Annotated in this window: 25 protein-coding genes; 12 read left to right on the forward strand and 13 right to left on the reverse strand. The window is 39.5% G+C overall.

The window, feature by feature from the left end:
• Positions 1–99 precede the first annotated feature (99 nt).
• Positions 100–522, forward strand: coding sequence for a DUF29 domain-containing protein (locus KME09_02765; protein MBW4532835.1), 423 nt, complete (start codon positions 100–102; stop codon positions 520–522).
• Positions 523–614: 92 nt separating this feature from the next.
• On the opposite strand, the gene KME09_02770 is transcribed toward KME09_02765, so the two are convergent.
• Both KME09_02770 and bla read right to left on the reverse strand, forming a co-directional pair.
• Positions 615–1,310 carry a type 1 glutamine amidotransferase domain-containing protein gene (locus tag KME09_02770; protein MBW4532836.1) on the reverse strand — a complete coding sequence of 232 codons (696 nt, stop codon included), beginning with the start codon at positions 1,308–1,310 and terminating at the stop codon, positions 615–617.
• A gap of 253 nt (positions 1,311–1,563) precedes the next feature.
• Positions 1,564–2,532 carry a class A beta-lactamase gene (gene bla / locus KME09_02775; protein MBW4532837.1) on the reverse strand — a complete coding sequence of 323 codons (969 nt, stop codon included), beginning with the start codon at positions 2,530–2,532 and terminating at the stop codon, positions 1,564–1,566.
• Between the two features lie 238 nt (positions 2,533–2,770).
• On the opposite strand from bla, the gene KME09_02780 reads away from it, so the two are divergent.
• On the forward strand, positions 2,771–3,652 hold the full coding sequence (locus KME09_02780; GenBank protein ID MBW4532838.1) for a LysR family transcriptional regulator: 882 nt from the start codon (positions 2,771–2,773) through the stop codon (positions 3,650–3,652).
• Between the two features lie 84 nt (positions 3,653–3,736).
• Here KME09_02780 and KME09_02785 read toward each other — a convergent pair whose 3' ends face one another.
• The gene (locus KME09_02785) at positions 3,737–3,991 is read right to left on the reverse strand and encodes an ankyrin repeat domain-containing protein (protein ID MBW4532839.1); all 255 of its coding nucleotides are present in this window, start codon (positions 3,989–3,991) and stop codon (positions 3,737–3,739) included.
• Positions 3,948–4,232 carry a hypothetical protein gene (locus KME09_02790; protein MBW4532840.1) on the reverse strand — a complete coding sequence of 95 codons (285 nt, stop codon included), beginning with the start codon at positions 4,230–4,232 and terminating at the stop codon, positions 3,948–3,950. The genes KME09_02785 and KME09_02790 overlap by 44 nt, the downstream gene beginning before the upstream one ends.
• A gap of 245 nt (positions 4,233–4,477) precedes the next feature.
• Between KME09_02790 and KME09_02795 the strand changes: the two genes are divergently transcribed.
• The 3 genes from KME09_02795 to KME09_02805 all read left to right on the forward strand — a co-directional run bounded on the left by KME09_02795 (position 4,478) and on the right by KME09_02805 (position 8,200).
• Positions 4,478–7,324, forward strand: a complete 2,847-nt coding sequence (locus KME09_02795; GenBank protein MBW4532841.1) for a cyclic nucleotide-binding domain-containing protein — start codon at positions 4,478–4,480, stop codon at positions 7,322–7,324.
• A 275-nt stretch (positions 7,325–7,599) separates the two neighbouring features.
• Positions 7,600–7,968, forward strand: a complete 369-nt coding sequence (locus tag KME09_02800; GenBank protein MBW4532842.1) for a hypothetical protein — start codon at positions 7,600–7,602, stop codon at positions 7,966–7,968.
• A 70-nt stretch (positions 7,969–8,038) separates the two neighbouring features.
• On the forward strand, positions 8,039–8,200 hold the full coding sequence (locus KME09_02805) for a DUF5615 family PIN-like protein (protein MBW4532843.1): 162 nt from the start codon (positions 8,039–8,041) through the stop codon (positions 8,198–8,200).
• A gap of 19 nt (positions 8,201–8,219) precedes the next feature.
• On the opposite strand, the gene KME09_02810 is transcribed toward KME09_02805, so the two are convergent.
• Both KME09_02810 and KME09_02815 read right to left on the reverse strand, forming a co-directional pair.
• On the reverse strand, positions 8,220–8,771 hold the full coding sequence (locus KME09_02810) for a hypothetical protein (protein ID MBW4532844.1): 552 nt from the start codon (positions 8,769–8,771) through the stop codon (positions 8,220–8,222).
• Between the two features lie 81 nt (positions 8,772–8,852).
• A complete protein-coding gene (locus KME09_02815; protein MBW4532845.1) occupies positions 8,853–9,086 on the reverse strand; it encodes a cupin domain-containing protein in 234 nt (77 codons plus the stop codon).
• A gap of 272 nt (positions 9,087–9,358) precedes the next feature.
• Between KME09_02815 and KME09_02820 the strand changes: the two genes are divergently transcribed.
• On the forward strand, positions 9,359–10,519 hold the full coding sequence (locus tag KME09_02820) for a glycosyltransferase (GenBank protein MBW4532846.1): 1,161 nt from the start codon (positions 9,359–9,361) through the stop codon (positions 10,517–10,519).
• A gap of 205 nt (positions 10,520–10,724) precedes the next feature.
• Entirely contained in the window at positions 10,725–11,027 is a 303-nt protein-coding gene (locus KME09_02825) for an NIL domain-containing protein (GenBank protein MBW4532847.1), read from the forward strand.
• Positions 11,028–11,230: 203 nt separating this feature from the next.
• Here KME09_02825 and KME09_02830 read toward each other — a convergent pair whose 3' ends face one another.
• Entirely contained in the window at positions 11,231–11,698 is a 468-nt protein-coding gene (locus KME09_02830; protein MBW4532848.1) for a hypothetical protein, read from the reverse strand.
• A gap of 108 nt (positions 11,699–11,806) precedes the next feature.
• On the opposite strand from KME09_02830, the gene KME09_02835 reads away from it, so the two are divergent.
• Together KME09_02835 and KME09_02840 are read left to right on the forward strand one after the other, a co-directional pair.
• Positions 11,807–12,550 (forward strand): DUF1995 family protein, encoded by a 744-nt coding sequence (locus KME09_02835; protein ID MBW4532849.1) that lies wholly within the window; start codon positions 11,807–11,809, stop codon positions 12,548–12,550.
• A gap of 103 nt (positions 12,551–12,653) precedes the next feature.
• Positions 12,654–14,279, forward strand: coding sequence for a hypothetical protein (locus tag KME09_02840; GenBank protein ID MBW4532850.1), 1,626 nt, complete (start codon positions 12,654–12,656; stop codon positions 14,277–14,279).
• 23 nt (positions 14,280–14,302) lie between these two features.
• Here the strand turns inward: KME09_02840 and aroH are convergent, their stop codons facing one another.
• Entirely contained in the window at positions 14,303–14,689 is a 387-nt protein-coding gene (gene aroH / locus KME09_02845) for a chorismate mutase (protein ID MBW4532851.1), read from the reverse strand.
• A gap of 317 nt (positions 14,690–15,006) precedes the next feature.
• Here aroH and KME09_02850 point away from each other — a divergent pair, with 317 nt between their 5' ends.
• Complete coding sequence (locus KME09_02850) at positions 15,007–15,489, forward strand: hypothetical protein (GenBank protein MBW4532852.1); 483 nt, start codon at positions 15,007–15,009, stop codon at positions 15,487–15,489.
• Positions 15,490–15,727: 238 nt separating this feature from the next.
• Here KME09_02850 and KME09_02855 read toward each other — a convergent pair whose 3' ends face one another.
• A complete protein-coding gene (locus KME09_02855) occupies positions 15,728–17,176 on the reverse strand; it encodes a BCD family MFS transporter (GenBank protein ID MBW4532853.1) in 1,449 nt (482 codons plus the stop codon).
• Positions 17,177–17,400: 224 nt separating this feature from the next.
• Complete coding sequence (gene lepA / locus KME09_02860) at positions 17,401–19,212, reverse strand: translation elongation factor 4 (protein ID MBW4532854.1); 1,812 nt, start codon at positions 19,210–19,212, stop codon at positions 17,401–17,403.
• Positions 19,213–19,378: 166 nt separating this feature from the next.
• Between lepA and KME09_02865 the strand changes: the two genes are divergently transcribed.
• Together KME09_02865 and KME09_02870 are read left to right on the forward strand one after the other, a co-directional pair.
• Positions 19,379–19,627, forward strand: coding sequence for a hypothetical protein (locus KME09_02865; protein MBW4532855.1), 249 nt, complete (start codon positions 19,379–19,381; stop codon positions 19,625–19,627).
• 459 nt (positions 19,628–20,086) lie between these two features.
• On the forward strand, positions 20,087–21,814 hold the full coding sequence (locus KME09_02870) for a histidine kinase (protein ID MBW4532856.1): 1,728 nt from the start codon (positions 20,087–20,089) through the stop codon (positions 21,812–21,814).
• A 7-nt stretch (positions 21,815–21,821) separates the two neighbouring features.
• On the opposite strand, the gene KME09_02875 is transcribed toward KME09_02870, so the two are convergent.
• From KME09_02875 to KME09_02885, 3 genes are all read right to left on the reverse strand, one after another.
• A complete protein-coding gene (locus tag KME09_02875; GenBank protein MBW4532857.1) occupies positions 21,822–23,045 on the reverse strand; it encodes an SUMF1/EgtB/PvdO family nonheme iron enzyme in 1,224 nt (407 codons plus the stop codon).
• Positions 23,020–23,805 carry an ergothioneine biosynthesis protein EgtC gene (gene egtC, locus KME09_02880; GenBank protein ID MBW4532858.1) on the reverse strand — a complete coding sequence of 262 codons (786 nt, stop codon included), beginning with the start codon at positions 23,803–23,805 and terminating at the stop codon, positions 23,020–23,022. The genes KME09_02875 and egtC overlap by 26 nt, the downstream gene beginning before the upstream one ends.
• Before the next feature lie 266 nt (positions 23,806–24,071).
• Positions 24,072–24,503, reverse strand: a complete 432-nt coding sequence (locus KME09_02885; protein MBW4532859.1) for a nucleoside deaminase — start codon at positions 24,501–24,503, stop codon at positions 24,072–24,074.
• Positions 24,504–24,630 lie beyond the last annotated feature (127 nt).

The following is a 24,630-nucleotide window of genomic DNA, read 5'->3' on the forward strand; positions in this document are numbered from 1 at the left end:
GATTGATTAAGTATCTTAGATGTGATGTATTTCTTAACTTCTGTGTGAAAGCTAACGATGCTGATAAAATAGTTAGAAAGATGTAATTGGATTTGGGAAATGAGTAGTTCAGATATCGATACTGAATATGATGCCTGGTTGATCGAACAATCCCAATTACTACGCGATCGCACTTTCGAGAAGCTAGATATTGAGAACTTAATCGAGGAATTAGAAAGTTTGGTCAGGGGAGAAAAAAGCGCGGTTGAAAGTTTAGCAATAAATATATTGACCCATTTATTTTATTGCCAGTACTGGAAAGCAGAACATAAATCTATTAACCATTGGCAGGCAGAAATAACTTCTTTTCGCTATCAGCTTCTGAACAAACTTAGCACCAATCTTAAAAATCATTTGATTGCCCGATGGGGAATTATTAATCAAAGAGCTAGCAAAATTGCTCGTTTAAAAACTGGTTTGGAGATGCTAGAAAACTTATATAGTCTCGAACAAGTTTTAGATGAAAACTTTCTGCCTCAATAAGCTTAATGATTCCAAATTAAGTCTTTGGCATCAAACTGAGTTTTCACCCAATTTGCTTGGCACATCTGTTCGATCGTCTCATTGAGCTTAATTTAGGCAGCAACTTTTGCTGAAAGTTTTTTCAGTAACTTCACCATTCCTTCGCCGACACCTGCTGCTGAGACTGGATTTTGTCCTGTTACCAGGCGATCGCTAGTTACTACCTTTTTCTGAAAATTGGCTGCTTTTTCGATAGTTGCACCACGCTCAATTAGCTTTGATTCGAGTAAAAAGGGAACAACATCGGTTAAACCTACTGCTGCTTCTTCTTCATTAGTGAAACAAGATATTTTTTTCCCTGCAACTAGATAACTACCATTACTAAGCTGAAGATTAACTAAACCTGCCGATCCGTGACAGACAGCACCGACAATACCACCGCGATCGTAAATTGCTGTGGTAATTTCAGCCAATTCTGGGTTATCTGGAAAATCCCACATCGTACCGTGTCCGCCAGCATAGAAGATGGCATCGTATTCCGATGGATTTATTTGACTGGGATGCAATGTATTTTCGATTTTGGTAACTTTATGGACATCTTCCAAAAATGCCTTATTAATTGGATCTTCGCGATCGATTCCAATCATAGGTGCTTTACCACCTTGAGGACTGACATATACAACCTCTAAACCTGCGCGATCGAATACTGCTTCAGGGTGAGTAACTTCTGGAAGATAAAAACCTGTTTCTTTTTTTGTATTACCAAGAGTGTCGTGACTGGTTAATATCAGCAAAACTTTCTGAGACATAATAACCTCGTATTTAAGTAAGGGTAAGCTTTTTAGGTTCGGGTTAAATCTTTTTTTGTCCCGATAAATTTATCCTAAACCGCATTTATCTAAAATACAAATAATGAAAATTAGAGTTATTTATAAATATATTTATGGATAATTTTAAAAAAAAGCGATCGCACCACCAGAAACACGATCGCTTATTATTTTTCATCTAACTTAACTTTACGAACAGTCTCTAAACTTTTTAGCATTAGGCATTCACCAAAGCCTATTTGTTCAATTCATCCCACGCCACTTTAGACACCTTGGCGATTACTGCTTCGCGGGTTGCCTCATCAGCCTGAGCATCTGATACAAACACTGCGATCGCTAAATGGTGACCATTCGGTAGCGTCACGAGTCCTGCATCATTGGTTGCAGCCGTCACTCCATTAACAGTGCTTGATGTACCAGTCTTATGCGCTACAACTGTTCCTTCGGGTAACAATCCTTTAATCCGCTTTGGGCCTGTAGAACTTTCTGTCATCAATTGCAGCAATAAGGCTTGACTAGATTTTGAAAGCCCTTGTCCTTCATGTAAGGCGCGTAATAAAACGATAGCTGCATCAGGTGTTGCATAGTTACGATACTGCAATTGCAATGTTTTGTCTTGCTGTATCTCCTTCTCTGGATTTGCAACAACCATTTCATTTACCCCAAGACTTTGCAAATACTGTGTCACAACCTTGCCCCCACCAATGAGTCGTAACAGCGCATCAGAAGATGTGTTGTCACTTTCAGAAACCGCGTACTTCAAGAGTTCAGTTAGACTAAACTCTTTCCCTTGGGAATTCTGCTCAAGAACTGTACTATCTGGGTTAGCATCACTTTCCTCAATACGAACTTTTTGATCTAGTTTTAATTTTCCTCGATCGACCTGAGCTAGCACAGCCATTGCAATGGGAAACTTATAAACGCTTTGCATCGGAAATCGCTGCTTTTCGTTAAGGAATAATACCGACTGTCCAGTTTCTAGTACTGTAGCTGTAGCCCCAACACGCCCTTGAGCAGTCTGAGCGATTTGCTCAATACGACTGCGTAATTCGTTTTCGTTACCAGTGTTAGATGTTACGACTTCCTTCGGTACATTAGTTTGGCTGTCTCGATCGCTCTTGATGGTATTGGCATTACTGCCTGTATAGCTAACCGTTAATAAAGACAAGCAAAATATGCAAAGCCATACTTTTCTTTTAATCATTGTTTGAATCATAAGCCTGGAATTGGATCGGTATATTCTTCGGTGAGATCGAGAAAACTTTCTGGATATCATAACAATAAAGGACGATCGCTTTGTTTCTGAGGAAGCGAGCGCGACCTTTGGCTACACTTATTGCTGAAGCTAGATTTCGTTGAATTACTATGCGTTTAAATACTGCTTTAATAATATTTATCTAAAATACAAACAATAAAAAATAGAAAGATCCATAAACATATTTATGGTTAATTTGGAATGGTATCGTAGCTTTATCGCTGTCTATCAAGTAGGCACAGTATCGGGTGCAGCACAGGTTTTATATTTAACACAGCCAGCCGTCAGTCAACATATTGCATCTTTAGAATCGGTATTGGGGATTAAACTATTTGAAAGAATGCCCCGTCGAATGTTACCGACAGAAGCAGGAAAGCGTTTATACAATCAAGCGATCGCAGCAATTGAAACTTTAGAAGCGATCGCCACTCGAAATACTTTTGCTGATACACAATCTCTAATTCGTTTGGGTACACCACAGGAATTTTTTAGCGAATGGTTAGTTAAACGTCTCCCTGAAGATGACAAAATCAGATTTACGATCCAGTTTGGTTTGGCTGACGAATTAATCGAACAATTAGTAGCAGACGACTTAGATTATGTAATTGCCACTCAAAAAATTGCGCGCTCAGAAATAGAATATCAACCAATTTATCAAGAAAACTTTTGGTTAGTTGCCCCTCCCAAAACCGAAATTCCCATCCAAAGAGAAATTTTACAAATCGATTTAACTCCCCTTGAAGAATGGTTAACCAAACAACCGTTAATTTCTTATGCTGAAGAATTACCAATTATTAGGCGTTTTTGGCGTGTAGTTTTTGGCAGGCGATCGCAAATGCAAGCGCAATATATCATTCCCGATTTACGCGGTATTCGTAGCGCGATCGCTTCTGGACTTGGTTATAGTGTCTTGCCTGATTATCTTTGTCAGCAATGGATTACTGAGGAAAAATTAGCACTTATTCTTAAACCTACTAAAGCTGTAACTAATCAAATTTGGTTAGCATATCGTAAATCTGAAAGGCAATCTCAGCAAACAGCTTTACTTCTTGAAGTCGTAAAATTTTAGTTAAGTAATATTATTTCAATAACAAAAAAGTAGTAGAAGAAAATTTTGCTCATCTACTACCTCAATCTAGCAATGCCTATTTAATTAAGATTGTTCGAGTTGTTTTAAAAGCGCGATCGCCTCTTTAGCCTCAAATCCTTCTGCCCAATTCAAAGACGTTTTGTGGTATATGCTATCTTTAAGCCCTAAGTCTGCTCCCCTTTCCACTAACAATTTAATAAGTTCTACATTGTTATCCGCAGCAGCTGCATGTAGAGGAGTGCAGACTAATTCTCCAGAACTAAATGCGTTAACATTAGCACCTCGATCTAAAAGAGCGATCGCATTGTTTGAAAACAATTTTTTTCAGCCAACCAGAAAACGCTTGTGGCTTTTGAAGTTTTGACAAATTCAGATAAGCCTCAACAAAAGCTTCCTGTGCTGCATCTTCTGCTAGTTGCACATTACCCAAGATCGAGTAAGCATAACCTACTGCTAGATTTTGAAATTGTTGAATAATTTGGTTATGGGCGCGTCGCTCACCAGCCTGCGCTTTGTTGACTAAATGAGTTATCTCTTCCTGCTTCAGTTTTTGGGTCATCTCGAATTTCTTGTTGTCTCTGTAAATAAGACCCAAGTTTGCGAGCAAAGGTTTGTAATTTTAGGGAATCGCTTCTGGACTTGGTTATAATGTCTTACCAGATTATCTTTGTGTACATATTTAATTTGTATTTATCAAATAACGATCGCGTCTAGACGTTATGATATTTTTTAGTTAAGTGCGATCTCTTTTTTAGATCAAAATTAAGACATAACGTTTAATTCAAATAAAGCAAGGGTTTGTCTATGTTTGCTCAACTTCCAGAGTCTCGAATGCACTGGATTCGGTGGATACTGACCATTGCATGGCTTCTTGTCATTGCTTCCCTATTTTTTGATCCCTGGACATCAGCATTAACCGAACCCAATCATCCCTGGAGTCCATTACGGCTACCCAGTGATTGTATACAGGTGCAAGGGGTATGTTTAGTTGAGCAACCCTACCCTCTAGGAACGACTATCTTTTGGGGAGCTATTGTCCCAGCGGCAATCTTTATTTTGTTGGTGTTTGGACATGAGCTATGGAGGCGGATTTGTCCTCTATCTTTTTTATCTCAGATTCCTCGCGCTTTAGGCTGGCAACGACAATTTAAACGGGAAAATAAAAAGACTGGGAAAGTGCGCTACGAGTTGGCAAAGGTTAACGCCGATTCGTGGCTAGGTCGCAACTATCTTTATGTACAATTTGCTTGGCTGTTTGTAGGATTGTGTGGGCGAATTTTATTTTTTAACGCCGATCGCCTTATACTAGCTGGTTGGATGCTGTTCACGATCGCAGCAGCGATCGCTGTCGGTTATTTTTACGGTGGGAAGTCCTGGTGTCAATACTTTTGTCCCATGGCACCTGTGCAAAGTATTTATAGTGAGCCTGGTGGCTTGTTGAGTAGCAAAGCTCATATGAGTACTCAGTCCATCACCCAATCGATGTGCCGTACGGTACAACCTGATGGTCAAGAGCAGAGTGCTTGTGTAGCCTGCCAAAATCCTTGCATTGACATTGATGCTGAACGCACCTATTGGAATAGCTTAAATAAGCCTGAAACCACCTTTTTGCGCTATGGGTATGTGGGTTTAGTGATTGGCTATTTTTGTTATTACTATTTATATGCAGGCAACTGGAACTACTACTTTTCTGGTGCTTGGCTACGACAAACCGATCAGCTAGCTTCTCTGTTTAGCCCTGGACTTTACTTATTTGGGCAGGCGATTAATATTCCCAAACTAGTTGCTGTTCCGCTTGTACTGGGAGGATGCACTGCGCTCAGCTATGGGGTTGGACGGTGGATCGAAAAACGTGCCAAATCTTACAGTCGGCGACATCATAGCAAGCTGACAAGCGATACAATTCGACATCGCATTTTTACCCTTTGCACCTTTGGTATTTTTAACTTCTTCTTTATATTTGGGGGTCGTCCCTTAGTGCAGCTTCTACCCTGGTCGGTGCAGTATATCTATGATCTGGGTTTGGTCTCCCTCAGTACTCTCTGGCTCTACAAAACTTGGAGGCGCAGTCCCGATTTCTATGCTCGTGAAAATCTTGCTAGTCGATTCCGTAAACAATTAGAGAAATTACAGCTTAATGTTTCACAGTTTTTAGAAGGGCGTGCGCTTAGTGACCTTAATACTCACGAAGTCTATGTCTTAGCCAAGGTTCTGCCTGGCTTTACCCGCGAGAAACGACACCAAGCCTATAAAGAGGTGGTACGAGAAGCATTGGAAGAAGGCTATGTAAACTACTCCAGCAGTTTGGAAATCTTGCAGCAAATGCGTCGAGAATTAAATATTACCGATGATGAACACCGTATCGTGTTGGACGAATTGGGTATTGAAGATCCAGAATTGCTCAATCCCAACCGTCAACGTAGTTTAGAAAATCAGATTCGCTTGAGTGGTTACCGCAAATCCTTAGAACGGCTAATATTGCTACAAAGCAAACAACCAGATTTCCAGACATTGGAGCAATTATCAGCTCAAGATTCAGCTGAGATTCGTTCTCTGCGCCGTGAATATTCGATCACACCACAAGAAGAAGAATGGATCTTAAGTGGGTTTGCGGCTAATAACGGTAGTGTCAAAAAGGCAGAGTTTCTCCTGGCTCAATTGCCCGAATTGATTGATGGTTATCGCGCCTTAAATCAACCCATACTTCAAGAGCATCAAGCGGTGTTAACGCTGCTTCGAGAAAATCTTAAGCACAAAAAAGAACTGATCGTGCGCTCAATCCTAGAAACACTGACAATCCTACAAAATGATCCAGCTACTCCAACTTTGGCACAGTCCTTACAACAGGCTTCACCTGCGGTTTTAATCGAAATTCTAGAACAGGAAGACTGGAGCGATCGCCTACCACGAGAGATACTGCAATTTTTGACTCAACCTGGAGAAACTCCCGTAACTTGTTCTCTAGAAGCATCTTCGGCAGAGATTTTAGGTCATTTAGAAGCTCTGGTACAGGAACAAAATCCCCTAATTCAGGCTGCTGCGCTCTATATGATTGCTCAATTGGATACAGAACGCGCTCAGGCGATCGCGAAGCGTAGGCGGAGCCTAATCGCCCGCGATCGACATCATGAGTTCAGTCCTCAGCTTATGCAGGAAACAGCCGAACGGCTACTGTCTTTGCCAACACCCAAGCCATCCCTGACCGAATTTTCTACCTTAGAGAAGCTGGTTTATTTATTCAACAGCGATTTCTTTCACCGAATGCAGAGTGAAACGTTAATCTCCCTAGCTCATCTGGCAGAAGTGAGAATTTACTCTAGCGGGGAGGTGATCACAGAAGCAGGAGACACCTGCCGAGAATTATTACTTTTACTCGAAGGCAATGCTAATATTCACTATCAAAATCAAACTGGGGCCCAGATTCGTGTTGAACAGCTTCAGCCTGGGCAAACGCTGGATGAACTAGAAGTTTTGGCACATAGTACCTCGGAAAATACAATCATTGCAGACAGCGAAAAGACACGTATTTTAGCAATTCCCGTTGATGCCTTTGACGATTTACTAGACAATGATCCTGATTTTGCACGGCGAGTTTTGGAATTAGAGAGTCGTCAGCTACAGCGATTTGTGCGATCGGTGCAGTCTCCTTAAAATAAGTTACGGTTTTTTGTCAAGTGCGATCGCTCTCTTGTATTAAAATAATCCACGTTTTTTCATGGATCGAGTGGACTTTTAACACCTCTCGTACCACGATTTAGTACATGGGTGTAAATCATCGTTGTTTAAATTGTCCGAACCATTGAAATAAGCTTCTGAATCATTTTCTAATTTGGATGTTATTCCAGAAAAATTTTAGATGGCTCCGACATTTATACTGAAAATTTGCAGTTAATAAGCCTATACAAGGTAGTTATACATAAATTGTAATGAACAAGAAATATATAGTTTTCCTTGATAATCAACGCATCGGAACCACTCAATTCGAGAAGGCTGATGCACCTATGGGTGTTGTTATGGGGCTAATAGAATTTGAAGGAGTGGCTTCTCCTTATCATCTCATTCACAATTATTGCGAGAATAATAATGTGACCATTAATGAGCATGACCCAGAATGCGAGGCCATATTCACACAATCTATTAAAGGACTCAAAGTGTTTAATGAAGCTGGGGTAGAGATAAAAGGTGAGGGCGTAATAGTATCTGGATTCAAAGACGAGGGCTACTATATAGATATCTTCGGCATTCCTTATCCGTTTTATGGCGAGGAGTTTTCTCATCATAGTGAGACATACTGAAAATGGATGACTTAAAAGCATCGCTTACTTATTATGCTTCACGTAAACTCAATCATCCTGTGTTAGTCGCATGACAACGATTTGGATTGATGCGCATTTGTCGCCTGCGATCGCAACTTGGATTACAGACAAATTTGGATTTACCGCAGTAGCCTTACGTGATCTTAAATTGAGGGATGCAGAAGATCCCGAAATCTTTGAAGCTGCAAAAGAGCGATCGCATCTCATCTAACCTAAAATCGTTATAGTTTTTAATTATTAATTGGAGTGGCTTTGGTTACCGAACCATTATTGACACCCATCGTAAAGTTCAAAGGTGTATCAGGATAGCTTTGAGAAACCTGTCGATAAACACTGTAGTTGGTCGGCAGGTTTAATCTTTCGCCATCGCGATCGAACTTGACTCGGTATTCTATATTTTGCCCTAATTCGAGCTTACCAATCTTTTCACCAGGGCTTTTTTTGCCAGCTTCGATCTCATCGACAGATGGTTTAGGGGGTAATTTAGGCCACCAAACATCTTTTTCATTTTCTTTCCTCACTGCTCCCTCTGGCTCTACTCCGTTGACGGTAGTTAAAGAAGTTGACTCGAACTCCTGATAATGACCTCTTTTATCGTCTGTGGGAGCGTTAGAGTAGTTTACTTTCCAAGTGTAGGTGGCTTTAGCAGTTGCCTCATATTCCCCTGCACCAGATTCACTTGTTCCACAGCTATTCATGGCGATCGCCAAGCTTAAACCTGCTGTGGCTAGGCAAATACGATTAAATTTTCTTCGAGTAATAAATGGAGAAATTTTGCTCATAAGTATTATTTTAGATATTGTCTGGTAGAATTTTTTGCTGATTAGCAATTTAAACTAATTTTGGAAAAATTTTAAAATATTTTAGAATATGTGATTATTTTTATGGTAATACTGTATTGTATCTGATTGATTACGATGAAGATGGTCAATTGGGCGATCGTCGGTAAGTAATTGATAAATTAAAGTCAGAAGGCTGCGATCGCTTCCTTCTCGATTTGTAGGTAAAGTTTTGGCTGAATGATAGCTTGCCACAAAATACCCCCCTTCTGTATGTTCGCTGAGAGATAGTTGTTGAATCAAGTCATATTTATTCATTTTATTGATGATGAGTTTAAATTCTGGAGCAATTTTTGAGTAATATAAATAGAAGAGGTCTTTTCATTGTTGTTTCTAGGGATTTGCATTTAGCAATATTTGAGGGACTCGATGTTCTATTTTAAGCTATGACGGGATCTTGACAGATTTTACAGATTTAATATATATTATTGGGTTAATAATTGTTATTAAAATTACTATTAAAACTATAATGCTAGGCTTAACTATTAGATTTAGCTATGATTTTTATCATAGACTTTAAAAGAAGTTGTATGTCTTTCAATATAAATGAGCTTAGTCATCAAGAATCTCGTATTTTAGTTTGGTCACAGCGTAATATAGAAAATTTTATTTTCAACTCTTGTTTATTTGAATTTGAAGATATTATTAATGAAGTTGACTTAGCTAATATTATTTCACCTCCACAATATAGTTGCGGTGGTAAAATCGTCAAAAAGTTAGTCAAAAACAATACGCAATATTTTAAATCTCTAGCTAATCTGAATCCATATTTTCAGTCTATTTATTTAGAACAAGAGTATGATATTTTCTTTACAATTTTAGACTTTCCTCAGAATTTATCTTCAATCAATTTATTAAAAAATTGGCGTGAAAAGTGCCATTTTTCCGTGTGTTATCTCATGGAAATTTGGCACAAAGATCTCCCAAAGTTAAAAAACTTTCTTCAATTCTTTCAAAACTTTGATTTAATTTGTCTCGGTCACTCTGAAATAGTAGATGATGTTCAGAAAATTATCAATCGTCCTTGCATCTATCTCCCTCCTGGAGTTAACGCAGTCAAGTTTTGCCCAGATTGTCAAACAAGCGATTGGCGAAGCCAGCGCGGAGCGCATCGCTCAATCGATTTACTTAATTTAGGCAGACGTTCGGATGTAGTTCATCAAGCTTTATTAGAATTAGCCGAGCAGACAGATTTTTTCTACTACTATGACTATATTAGCGGTGCTGGACAGCGTAGCGATCGCCATCAAGAACATCGAACTTTAATTTCTAATCTGCTTAAGAGTAGCCGTTATTTTATTACCAATTATGCCAAGGTCAATAAGCTGCAAGAAACTCATGGACAGCAAGAAATTGGCTACCGTTTTTTTGAAGGAGCAGCAGCAGGGAGTGTTTTGCTTGGCTGTCCTCCCGATAATCTAGCTTTTAAACATTATTTCGATTGGGATAATGCCATAATTCCCATTGACTTTGATGAACGCAATATTGCTAAAATCATTGCTGAACTCGATTCGCAGCCAGAACTTTTAAAGCAGATCCAGACTGATAACGTGGTAAATTCTTTGCTTAGACATGATTGGGTATACCGATGGGAACAAGTGTTGAGGAAATTGGGTATGTCACTCACTCCAGGTATAAAAAAACGTCAAGATAAATTGAAAGAACTTGCTCAAACCTATATAAAAAGATAGTTGCGGTACTTTTGATGGTCTATTATCTAGTTAATTTCTTGGAGATCGAGTTTCCAACTTAGGCAATCGGTTGTGTTTTAATTCGAGGCAAATTTATAATTTTCAAATGAATTGCAATTTTTTTGCATATGATTTAGGATTGAATCCTAGAACAAAAACTGAAAAATTAATTAGCCTCTTCAAGAAATAACCTAGGAGATGATCCATGAATAATCCTTATTTATTGGAACAAAGACCATTTCAAAACAATCGACAGACAGAAATTGAGCTTAAACTCAGAGTGCCTCAAAGCTATCATCAAGAACCGATTATTTCTCAGCTAATCTCGGAATATCAGCTCAAAGTTATTTTTTTGTCAGCCATTTTAGGCAAAGATGGTCAGGGAGACGGCTGGTTTGGACTTAAAATCTTAGGCACTATTCAACAAATTAATAATGCTTTGATTTATCTTTCAGAATTAGACATCGAAATTTGGCACGAACCAGATTTAGAACTAGATGGTTGGTAAGTATAATCGTACAAAATTAGATTAGGACATTAATAGTAATCGGCTCGTAAGTAGGAAATAGGAAATAGGAAATAGGAAGTAGTATTTCAAAGATGTCCTAACGTTTTTACGTAGAGCTATATTAGCGTAAGCCTGATGTGAATTAGCTGCGTTCATAAAGAGATACTATTTTCTGAGCAAAATTTAGTACCAGCCTAAATATTTTAAGCGTCTAGCACCAGCTTGATTTCTTGGGGATTGAGTTTTAAACTTAGGCGATCGCCATAATTGAGCTGAGGTATAGGAGGCGCAATTATTTCTATAATTGAAGCGTCTTGAAAATGGCCGATTTTGGTTTCGGGGTGAGGATAGTAAACTAATCCTTCGTAGTTAATATCTTGATGGGTAACTACACAGGGCGAAAAAGAAAAAGTTTCGGCTGGATATTTGGGATGCCATTTCACTAGGGGGAAAGTATATTGGGGCTGGAATACTTTAAAGGTATAGGGTGCAATAGAGACATTGACTGTACCGAGATAGTAGCCACTAAGATCCAATCCCAGTTCCCGAAACAAAGGTAACTGCATCTCTAAAGTTCCCCTGTCATAAGGACTATTTAAGGCTTGTCCTGAAGCCACCTGATGTCCTGGCGTAACTATTCCCGTTAAAGTGATTAAATTCGATTTTGTCATAAATTCCAAGCCGACTGTAGCTAATAGTTTACGTTAGAAGTAAAAATACTTAGCAATTAAAGAGAACATCGATCGCTAAAATAAAATTAACTTCTGACATAATTATTGATGAATACTTTTCCCGAAACTTTAGACGCAGCAGTAGAACAGGCAAAAGCAGCTGCCCAAAGAGCGATCGCCGATGGTTACAAACTGGTTCAGGTAGAGTTAGTCGTGCCTGAAATTGCCTTACAATCTGAGGCATTAGCCTTGGAGTTTGCCCAACTGTTTGCCACGACTGGTTCACGGGTAAAGGTGATGTTTCCCGATACAGGTGCATCTGCTCTAGCCAAACGTAATTGGGGTGAACAGCCTTTTGCTGTGACAGATCTGGGGAGTCGCTTTACCTCGATTGAAACCCAGATTGCTGAAGAAGATGAAATCTTTATTGTGGCTTGTCCTTCGGCGGTAGAAGTGGAACGAGTCGAGAAACTAAGTCAATTGGCAGGCGATCGCCCTGTACTTTTTCTGATTCCCCAACTAGAAGATGTTGCAGTGGTGGGGATTGGTTTAGCAGCAAGACAGTTACGCGATCGCTTTATTAAGAATATCTATTCCTGCTACTATCTGCGCCCTCTTGAAGAAGGGGCAATTCTCCGCTGTCATCCTTCACCTTGGCAAATTTGGCTGGAGCAAGAATCTGGCTATGAACTGGCGACAGAATTAACTACTAAGCCCATGGGGGAAGATTTAGAGCGATTAATGATCGGCTTAACTAATCCTCAAGCAGCAGACGGTGATGGTAAGCCGTCTCAGAAAAAGACGAGTTTATTAAGTAATTTACAAAAGTTTCTGAATGCTCTTAGTCAATAATGTAAAGGGCTATGCCCTGGCTATTAGCTCTTAGCTGTGAGCTTCTTAGCTTTTTTGGTAATTTGAACATGTAATTTACAGTAGCTATTCAGAATTAATCAATGTGTTTAATCAATACAGGCTTTGCTTGGCTGCTAGTATTTTTGTGGCTCTATTGTTCAGCCTGTCGGGGTTTGGGTTATCTTTACAGGAATATACAATTCAAGATGATGCTAGACAGCATGTTTTTTGGCTACAGCGATTAAACGATCCTGAACTGTTCCCTGATGACTTAATCGCCGATTATTTTAGTTCGGTTGCTCCCGCTGGCTATAAATTTATCTATTGGCTAGCAAACTTATTTGGACTTGAGCCATTTGTTTTTAACAAGATCCTGCCTTTATTGTTGGGAGTTGGTACGAGTATCTATGTTTTTCTAGTTACTTTAGAAATTTTTCCTGTTCCCTTAGCAGGTTTCTTTGCCAGCTTGTTATTAAATCAAAATCTTTGGTTACTGGATGATCTGGTTTCGGGAACTCCCAGATCTTTTTTGTATATCTTATTCTTGGGTTTTATTTATCATCTGCTACGCCAACAACTATTGCCCTGTATCCTGTTGCTCGTCTTGCAAGGATTATTTTATCCTCAAGTATTATTAATCTCTGCTGGTATCCTCTGCCTCAACTTAATTACTCAAAAACAGGGTCGATATTTATATTTAACTGGCTTAATTGCTGCTGTGATTACTGTCGGCATCTACAAATTTCAGACTGCCGAATTTAGCCAAGTAATTACTTTAGCCCAAGCTAAACAACTGCCCGAATTTTATCCCGCAGGTAGAAGTGCGTTTTTTAACGATAACCCCTGGTATTTTTGGCTGGTGGGTAAACAGAGCGGTTTCTTCCCGTTTGAATGGCAATATTTTTTAATGTGTTCTTTTGGTTTATTGCTGCCGATCATTACTAAGTTTCCCCGACAATTTCCTCTGGTTAAACAACTCAACCAGCAAGCCAGAATAATTTGGCAAATTATCATCACTTCTTTTGTCTGGTATGCCCTATCACATTTGATGTTATTTCGTCTTCATCTTCCTAGTCGTTATTCACAACATACCAATCGCCTGGCGATCGCTTTACTTTCAGGAATCACGCTGGCGATCCTGCTACATAAACTAATACAGAGATTTGCAGCTAATTCACCTACTCGTCAGTTAATCATAATAGCGATCGCTCTTAGCGCATTACTCTATCCCACCTACGCTGTTCAAGCCTATCCCCATCGACTAGGTTATGTGACAGCCAAAAACCCAGAACTCTATCAATTTCTCCGACAGCAGCCTAAAAACATCATTATTGCTACTTTGAGTGAGTCAGGAGACTTTATTCCCAGCTTTGCCCAACGTAGCGTGTTAACCGCCAGAGAATACAGTATTCCTTATCATTGGGATTACTACCAGCAAATTCGCCAGCGTACCCAGGATTTAATCCAGGCTCAATATAGCTCGAACCAAGCAGATGTTCAACAGTTTATCCATCAGTATCAAGTCGATCTCTGGCTCATAGATCCTACAGCTTTTACCGCCGAATATCTCCAGCAAAACGACTGGCTCAGGCAGTTTCAGCCACAAACCCGACAGGCGATCGCCAATCTGAAAAAACCATTAGCGATCGCCCAAAAAATTGACCAGTGCAGTATTTTCTCAACCTCCAACCTCAATGTACTAGACAGCAAATGTTTACTTAAAAACTAGCACGCCTTAAAGTATTGCCAATCTTAACTAAACATCTGAATATCTAAATCTGGGCGTAAAGCGTGAGCCTGATGTAGATAACGATGAACAATAGCTGATTGAGCGACAGAAGTATTAACCTGAATTAGGATTCTGATGCAACGTTTAAGACTACCTTTGACATGCATCTGTTGAAGATCGATTAGCGGAACATGATTCCAACCAGGGCGTTTTCTGGCAACAGCAGCAGGAAATATAACATCAAGATCGGCTGTGACGGTAAAAAATACACAGACTATATCTTCTGGCCGAAACAAGTTGTGAGCCTCAATTTCAGCGATTAGCTCATGGACTGCATCACTCATAGCAGCCTCTGTATTCTCAGTTACGGTTGTTGCCCCACGAATGCCTCTTACTCGCCATTCAACCATTTTCTTCTCCCCTAATTTGGTTTTTTTGTTGATCCATCAGATAATTATTGCGAATTCCGCTATTGATTTTTCCACTCAATCATAATGGAATCATCAAACGCAATGAAGAAAGATTTCAAATAATATTGGTTTAATTATCTAACTTAAGAGCTTCAAACCTGGTTGTGATCCAGCAACAGTAGTAGTTTAGGCGAAAAATATTTATTTATTGACTGGTGGGAGTATGTTTTAGATCACAAAGATGAGGCAACAAGAGCTATTAAAATATGTTTTACACAATTTTCAAATGACATAGCTCAAGAGGATTTAGTATTAGCATGAAATCTTATCGTTTAACTGCAAAAGATCGCGCCGATCTTAGCCGTCTGGTGGCAATGCAAACCAAAACTTTAGGCGAAATTTTACGAGAGGCAGATTTAGTCTCGCCCTGGCAAATTGAGTCAGCATTACAGGATAAAATGCAGCATCCTGAGTTGAGAATCGGCGAAATTCTGGCACAAAAAGACTTAATTAAGCCTGAAACTGCCAACTTTTTCGTTCAAGATTGGACAAAAGCAATTGTTGAAGCAGAAAAGAATACCCTGGGCTATTATCTCCAACAAGCTGCAATTCTCGATCGCGAACAAATTGAGATAATTTTAGCCGAACAGAGAGCTTCTGGAATTCGTTTTGGTACAGTTGCCGTATTTCAAGGATTTATCAAATCAACTACCTTAGATTTCTTCTTAGCTAATTTATTCCCTGAAGAATCTGAAATATCACCTTTTATTAATCTGCACCAAGGTTATTCATTATTTTAAGATTATTTAAGTAGGTAGGCAAAATAATTGATCAAACCCCTACCCTTAGAGCTATTTGTCCTAAAGGATTCCTAAAGGATTAGCTCCTTCGTCCTAAAGGATACCGCTCCGCATATCGCGTCACCGCTCCGCATATTACTCGTTACTCGTTACTTGTTACTCGTTACTTGTTACTTGTTACTCCCTAACCTCATTTCCAATTTAATTACACCCACCTACTTAAGCAAAGATATCTAATTTATCCATCTAAATCTCCTTCCATTACGGTAGCAAGTGCCTTGCTGGTATTATCTTTAAACTCTTGAACATTAACTTGCTCTAAGATAATAATTGCCAAAATCATCATTAATGCTTGGATTACAAATACCAACCCATAGGAGATCAAAGCAACATCAAAGATGCCTTTGCCAATATCTAAAATTACGCCTCCAATCAAGGTAGCTAATCCCCTAGACATAGCTTGAGCTAATCCCCAAGCACCAATAAAAGTCCCTGCGGTTTTGGCAGCGGTTAAGTCCAACATCAAGCTAATGCCGCCAACGGTAGCTATCCCCGCAGCAATTCCAAATAACATAACTGCTAATTGCAGCATTTTTGGTTGTTGAGTGAAGCCAGCAGCCACAATTAAACCAAAACACAAGGCAACTAGAATACAGCCAATTTTAGTAGTTGGTTTTTTACCCAGCCCTGGGATAATTAAAAAACCTGTAAAACTATAACCGAGTAAAATTCCTATCCCCCAAAAAGCATTAAGCTGAGTAGTTTCGCCAATACTCATCCCAAACACTTCACCGCCATAGGGTTCAAGTACTGCTTCCTGCATAAACAAGCCAATAGTCAGTACAGACAAGAAAGCGAAAAAAATGCCTGTTTGACGACTAGTAGTTAAGATTTGCAGCGCCCGACTAAGATTGATACTATCATCGCGATCGCCAGTAGTACTATTATTAAATCGCGAATATCTTTTTTCTACTCCCCAAGTGGCAATAATCGCCAAACTTAAAACTAAAAAAGGAACAAAGCTAAACACAGAATTAATTGGTGGCTGTAGAATTTCCATCGGAATATTCCCCGCCGAGATTCCTGCTGCTTCAATTTTTTTAAAGACAATACTACCCGTAACTCCTCCCACTACAATTCCCACCATTAACATCGACCAAACGATCGCAATTAATTTAGAACGTCTCGATTCTTCGGTAATATCCACTAGTAAAGCAGTAAAGGGTGTTGAGCTACAGCTAACCCCCAAACCATAGATAGCCATAATTAAGCCCAATAATGCACTCCAGCCGATAGTTTGACTATTCCATTGCCAACCACCACTAGCTTCTACTACATCCCCTAACTGCCATACCACCTGCACCGCCAGAAATACCGCTAAACCCAAGATCGCTGTTCCGAGTAAAACATAATTAGTCCGATGCTTGCCCAACAGTGGTTTACGATCGGATAATTGCCCAAACCAGACTCTGGCAGGGGCAATAAATAACGAGGTAGCTAAAATTGCTCCTGTAATGGTTGCAGGAATACCAAGTTCACTAATCATCACTCGATTTAAGACAGCAAGTGTTAACACCGCCATTAAACCAAGTCCCAGATTAAATAAGCCCAAACGAAAGATAGTTATTATTCCTATGGAACGTCTTGGGTAAACATGATGAGATTTAGAAACATTTTCAATAGTCATTATATTGTGGTTAATTAATCTGTTATGTGAGTAAGTATTAGTAATTCTAGTAATTAATTTATTTATACAAAAAAAAGCGATCGCCTTCTCAATTTTAAAAATAAAGCGATCGCAAAATCCAACTGTCATCAAATTCATACCGATCAGTATCAGTAATACCACAAGGGTATATCCGAAGGTGTATCCTTTAGGACAATGTCAGTAATCAGTAATCAGTAATCAAATTATTCCTTGCCTATTTTCAACACCGCCATAAACGCTTCTTGTGGTACATCTACAGTACCAATAGATTTCATCCGCTTTTTACCCTTAGCTTGTTTCTGTAATAATTTCTTCTTACGAGAAATATCCCCGCCATAACATTTTGCGAGTACATCCTTACGCAGAGCAGGAATATGTTCACTGGCAATTATTTTTGCGCCAATCGCAGCCTGGATGGGAACTTTAAACTGATGACGGGGAATTAATTCTTTCAGCTTTTCGGTTAAAGCACGCCCAACATAATAAGCCTTATCACGATGTACGATCGTTGATAGAGCATCTACAGGATCTTTATTTACTAAAATATCTAGCTTAACCAGATGATCCGAGCGATAGCCTAACATTTGATATTCCATGCTGGCATAGCCTTTAGTCCGAGATTTCATCTGATCGAAAAAGTCTGTAACTACTTCTGCTAAAGGAAGTTCATAGATTAAGCAAGTACGACTTTGCGTAAAGTACTTCATGTCCTTAAAGATGCCTCGTCTGGTTTGGCATAAGTCCATGAGAGTACCGACATAGGTTTCTGGAGTAATTATTTCTACCTTAATAAAAGGCTCTTCAATTTTTTCTCTTTTTTGGGGATCGGGTAACAAACTAGGGTTATCAATTTCCATTACCTGACCATCTATCGTCGTGACGCGATAAATTACCGAAGGTGCAGTGGTAATTAATTCGAGGTCATATTCCCGCTCTAATCTCTCTTGGACAATTTCCATGTGTAACAATCCGAGAAAACCGCAGCGGAAGCCAAAACCCATCGCACTTGATGTCTCTGGTTCATAAGATAAAGCTGCATCGTTGAGTTTGAGTTTATCTAAAGCATCTCGCAAATCGGGATATTGGTCAGAATCAGTAGGAAATAAACCACAGAAAACCATCGGTTTTGCTTCTGTGTAGCCAGGCAAAGGTTGGGGTGCAGGAGCGTCTACTTGAGTAATAGTATCTCCAACCCGAGCATCTTCAACTGCTTTAATCGCCGCAGCAAAATAGCCTACTTCTCCTGCATGAAGTTCATCTACTTCTACTTGAGTGGGAGAAAGAATACCCAGTTCATCGATCACATATTCTTTCCCTGATGCCATCAGACGTACGTTATCGCCTCTTTTAACCGTACCATCCATCACGCGGAAGTAAACCACTACACCACGATAGGCATCGTAATAACTATCAAAGATCAAAGCTCGTAGAGGTTCAGCCACTGTATCTGCTGGTGGTGGTACTTGCTGCACGATCGCCTCTAAAATATCATTAATCCCTATACCAGCTTTAGCTGAGGCTTGAATGACATTACTACAGTCTAAACCCACAACGTCTTCAATCTCTTGAGCAACTCGCTCTGGTTCTGCTCCTGGTAAATCGATCTTGTTGAGTACGGGAATAATTTCTAAATCGTTTTCCAAGGCTAAATATACATTAGCCAAAGTCTGCGCCTCAACTCCTTGAGAAGCATCTACTACTAACAATGCTCCTTCACAGGCTGCTAGAGAACGAGATACCTCATAGGAAAAATCTACGTGACCAGGAGTATCAATTAAATTTAAGACATATTTTTGTCCATCTTTAGCAGTGTAATTCATCCTTGCTGCCTGTAGCTTGATGGTAATTCCCCGCTCTCGCTCCAAATCCATATTGTCAAGAAACTGCTCTTTCATCTGTCTTTGGGCAACAGTACCAGTATCTTGCAACATTCGATCCGCCAGGGTAGATTTACCATGATCGATATGAGCAATAATTGAAAAGTTGCGAATGCGAGATACAGGAACGTCAGTCATAAAAATTAATTAGAATTAATAATCTTTAAAAGTTACTATCTGATATATTGTAATGTTCATTTTTACTTATTTTCCAATCTGTAATAGATTTTGCATAAGTTAAGTTTTTATGAGCCAAGGTTTCAGTTTAAATAGGTAAAATGTAAAAAGAATCAGGAAAATATTTATGAATGACGATCTTCTCAGCGAAAATAAATTGGACAATGAAGCCAGAATTAAAGATAAGGTTAAAGTTTCTGTCGATCTGGACTTAGAAGTTTTAGAACAGATCAAGCATCTAACCAACGAACCTAGTCGGGTAATTGAAGCGGCGATTAAACAGTGGTTGCGAGGAGAGAGAAACGACAATACTGACTTAACTAGAACTTTCCAGCGTAATCCTCCTGTGCCACCTCAAGGAGAATGGAACGATTAACGGGATGAAGATTAAGTAAGGATAATTGATAATTGCCTGGGTGTCTCAAAGGTAGTTATTGCTAAGCTCTGACCAAGTTGGCGACACGAACTAGCACGATTTTGGGCGGGCGCAAAAGTTCTGTCGTTTCTTTTTTCTTTAAAACAACGTTTAAAGCCTGCTTTAGCTTCACGATGCTCATTATTCATGGCGATAAGTTACGTTGCCTTAAAGGACTACCTTCGCGTCGCGGGGGTTTCTATCCAACTAAATAGCACAAGCACCGAACTAAGCGGTGCGACACGAAGTTAGTGCTAAAGCATACCGCTTCGCATATCCTTTAGGGTAAACCCCATGAACAACTTTTGTCAAAACTGTAAAGGTTGCTCATTGTTTCTAGCTTAAATATCTATAGGTTATAGTTTCAGATGTAGTGATCTATTTTTTTGGTAAGTTTCCAAAAATACTATCTATTTACTAATGCTCCCTAAATTTAATTTAAACAATAATAGTAGTATTACTATGTCAGCCAGCAAGATTGAATGGCAATATCTGGGAGCAGAATTGGTTTTCACTCAGGATCTTGCTGGCAATTATCTCTCTTTTTGGTGGGCAAAGGCAGCAGAATACGACTTAAATTATGAAGAACTAAAAAACACGAGTTGCGAATCAGCCAGCAATAATATCTATGCTTCTCTGAGGGAAGTTTTTGCCCCCGTAGATACTATTGCTTATTTAGAAAAAATTCGTCGAGTTCTTAAGCGCCGTTTACCAGAGCAATGTTACTGTTTGTTTAAGTATCAAGAGATTTCTTATTCTTTTGAACTGATCATTAGCCCAATTTTACCTCCTCAAGGAGAGCCTCAAGCGGTAATAGTGATGGGTCATTTGTTGACAGAAACAGAGATGTTTTCTTTCACCGAAAATGAAGCCCCCGCAGCTATTTATAGCTATCAAAAACTACTTAGTCAGGTGGTACAACAAATCCGCCGTAGTCTAGATTTACCAACTATTTATCAGCAGACAGTGCAGAATATTGGTTCAACTTTCGCCACCAGTCGCTGTTTGATTTTGGCAAATCACCATAATATTACTCGTCTTTCAGTAGAAGCAGAATATTGCCGTGATGCATATGATTCAACCACTAAATATCAGATTAATTGGTACAACGAGACTCATTTACAACAGGCGCTAGGATCGAGTTCTCCCGTGGCGGTAGATTTTCTAGAACAAGATCTTTTACAGCGCAAATCTGCACTAGTAATCTCGACTAATAGCAGCAGTGAAGATAATGTTTTAATTTATTTGCAACAGTGCGATCGCTATCGCCATTGGACAACGGCAGAAATGGAAATGTTGCGCGAAATCGCCGAACAGGTAGAAGCAGCTATTTCCCTCGCCAAGCTCTATCGTGAAGTTGAACAGGCTAGTATTCAAGCAGAAGAAGCCAGCCGTCTAAAAAGCGATTTTCTGGCTAATACCTCTCACGAACTACGTACTCCCCTCAACGGCATCATTGGCTTTTTAAAATTACTCTTAGAAGGCATGGCTGATGATCCGCAAGAACAACGAGAATTTATTGAAGAAGCTTATAAGTCTTCAATTCACCTCCTCAATTTAATCAATGACATTCTCGATATTGCCAAGATTGAAGCTGGCAAGATGGAACTAGAATTAAATGAGATTGAATTAGACGAACTGTTTCAAGATGTCGATAATTTAATTAATACTCAAGCCAAACAAAAAAACCTTAACTTCCAGATTAAATCCCCTGCAACTCTGACTCCCGTTATTCTCTATGGTAACTATCAACGATTGCTGCAAATAATGTTGAACCTGATTAGTAATGGGATCAAATTTACTAAGGAAGGGGGTATCGTAGTTAGCGCGGAAGTTAATAATAAGAAAATAGAGTGCCAAGGGATTGAATTTCCTGGGATGGTTAAAATCAGCGTTGCCGATACAGGGATTGGCGTGTCATTAGAAAAGCAGGATAAACTGTTTGAAAACTTCTATCAAGTAGATGGTTCGCGGACAAAATCCTATGGTGGCACGGGTTTAGGTTTAGCTATCTCGCAAAAACTAGTAGAGGCGATGGGAGGCACAATTTCTTTTTACAGTATGGGAGATGGTTTAGGTTCAACCGTTACATTTACCATTCCTTTGAGTCATTTACCCGTGATCAAGACAGCTCAATCTGAAGGCTAATTAGTAATTACTGATTAGCACAGCGAAATCCCGCAAATATTTGTCTAACTTCGGGATGATACCAGTTGCGAAAACTAGTCCTCAAACTAACGCTATTGGTTGCCCAACTACCACCCCGCAACACTCGATGTCGATCATCAAAATATACTTGGGAGTAACCTGGATAGGGATAGGCGGTAAATTCTGGATAACTACCAAACCAAGAAGCTGTCCATTCCCAAACGTTACCCAACATATCCTGACAGCCATATTGACTAACTTCAGAATATGTATTCACAGGAGTTGTATGCCCAATTAAACGACTGTGGTTAGAGTGGTTGGAGTTGAGGGATGCTCCTAAAGCTGCTTTTTCCCATTCTGCTTCAGTAGGTAATCTTTTTTGGACAAAATTTGCATAGGCTGCTGCTTCGTAATAGCTTACGCCAGATACAGGATGATCTAGCCAATCAGCATGATTAGACCAATATAAAGGCTGATTAACAGGATATTGCTGTAACCATTGCCAACCTGCTTCACTCCAGTATTTCCGTTGTTGATAACCGCCTGCTGTCATGAATTGAGCGTATTGTCTACAGGTAACGGGATGGCGATCAATCCAATAGGAGTCTAAATAGATTTGATGAGCAGGGCGTTCATTGTCTAGAGCGTCTACGGCATTACTACCGAGAGTAAATTCTCCCCCTTCTACCTTAAGCATTTCCGTAACATCGATCGCAGTCGCAACTGTGTTTTCAGCTGAAATTAATTGAGCAGGATTAAAATTGGCGATATCTAAATGGCGCTGCTGATGTAACTGCCACAGAAAGGAAATAGTTTCACAGTGTTGGCTTTCATGTTGAATTAGCCATCGCCAAAGTCTCTCTTGTTGAGCAACAGGCGCAATTTCTAAATAAGCTAAAGTTTGACTTCTAATGGTCTGTAAATACTCTTCAATAGTCGCTACGGCAGGTAAGTTTTGACGCTCCTGTTTGGGTAATCCATCCGCAGCAAATAATCGCTGATATGCTGCGGGAAAGCTTAGGGCTAAATCAGCCAATTGTTCTAAAATCCAATAAGCTTCAGTAAAAGCAATATGACCAAAGTGCCAGCCTATCGGACTAAACTCTGGATGAACCTGCTGAAAAAATAATGATTCATCAATCTGAGTAAGTAAGTCTAAGGTATGCGATCGCGTTTGGATCAAAGCTGTGGCAATAGAATGTCTACTAGATAGAATTGACGCTGACTTCAAGATTTTCTCCTACACCAATAATACTTGCTTCGGGACAGCTCATCCACTCCCCTTTAAACATGGGTTCTGAGGCGATCAAAACTCCATTAGTTAAGAAATGATGATCTTTTATATAGTATAAAGTAGGACTCGCTTCGCGATTGGAATAGCGAGAAGCTACTAATTCTTTACCATTGCTTAAAATAATATTGGCAGAAAAAGCAATTTTGTCTGTATGTGCTAGCTTGATTAGGCGCGCGATTGTATGACCTAAAGCCTGTTGTAGACTGATATCGTGGTTTGTCTCGAATTCGTTGACGATTAGCGCAAAGATATGTTCTGAATCCGTAGTACCTTCAATACGTTGATAGGCAAAATCGTCTAGTTCATTGCGAATTGGTCGGTAAAGAGTTTTGCGGAAATTATCAATAAAGCCGTTATGTACAAACAACAGATTCTGATGTAAAAATGGCTGACAATTAATTATATCTACCGATAAATTAGAAGTCGCACTGCGTACATATCCTAAATAACAGGATGATTTAATGTAGCGTCCTAGCTGAGGTAAATTAGCATCATTCCAAATGGGCAACACATTTTTGTAGGCATAAGGCGGATTTTCTGGCTCGCCATACCAACCAATGCCAAAACCATCGGCATTAAGTAACCCTGCGGTCATTTGCTGAGGCTGATAACTTTGAACAACTAAAGAATGTTCGGGTTTGAGTAATATACGGTCTAGTTGAATTGAAGAACCAAGATAACCTAATAATCGGCACATTATTAATGATGCTGGAAATAAAATAGATTTGTTAATGTTAAACGTTTTTGAGCTGTTAAGATTTAAGAGGATATCTGAAAAGTCTAATTGCTACGTTTCCAGTGGGTAGATCCCCCTAAATCCCCCTTGTTAAGGGGGACTTTGATTCCGATTCCCCCCTTGTTAAGGAGGGCTAGGGGGGATCTGCTAGGGTCTAAGCATAACAGAATTGAGTTCTCAGACATCCTCTAAGCTTTTCCTGAAGTAATGCCAGTAATGCTGCCAATTTATCTCCGACAACCAAACCAAGTTTGTAATTGTTGACGACAGGATGTTTCTTTTATTCCTGCCAATACTTCTAAACGATGATTGGAACAATAGCTATCAGGTAAATTGGTAACAGTACGTATTGCTCCAGTTTTGGGGTCATCAGCACCATAAACCAGCAAACCTAAGCGAGAGTGAATTATTGCCCCCGCACACATTGGACAAGGTTCTAGAGTAACGTAAAGGGTGCAGTCTTCTAGATAAAAACTCTGTCTTTTTTTAGTTGCAGCACGAATTGCTAAAATTTCTGCATGAGCTGTGGGATCATACTCCCTAACTTTACGGTTAGCAGCTTCAGCAATTAGATTACCTTCGCGGTCAATTATGACTGCACCAACGGGGACTTCTCCTAAATCTCCTGCGGTTTGAGCTAGCTTGAAAGCAAATTCCATCCAGCGACAGTGAGTTAGGTAAATATTATAGTCTAGTTGTCCTACATCGTATTTTCTTGAAGATTGCCCCTTTTTAGCCATTAAATAAAACCAGTCAGAATATATAAAATTGCAGATAGTCTGGTCA

Source organism: Pleurocapsa minor HA4230-MV1 (assembly GCA_019359095.1).
Classification (GTDB): domain Bacteria; phylum Cyanobacteriota; class Cyanobacteriia; order Cyanobacteriales; family Xenococcaceae; genus Waterburya; species Waterburya minor.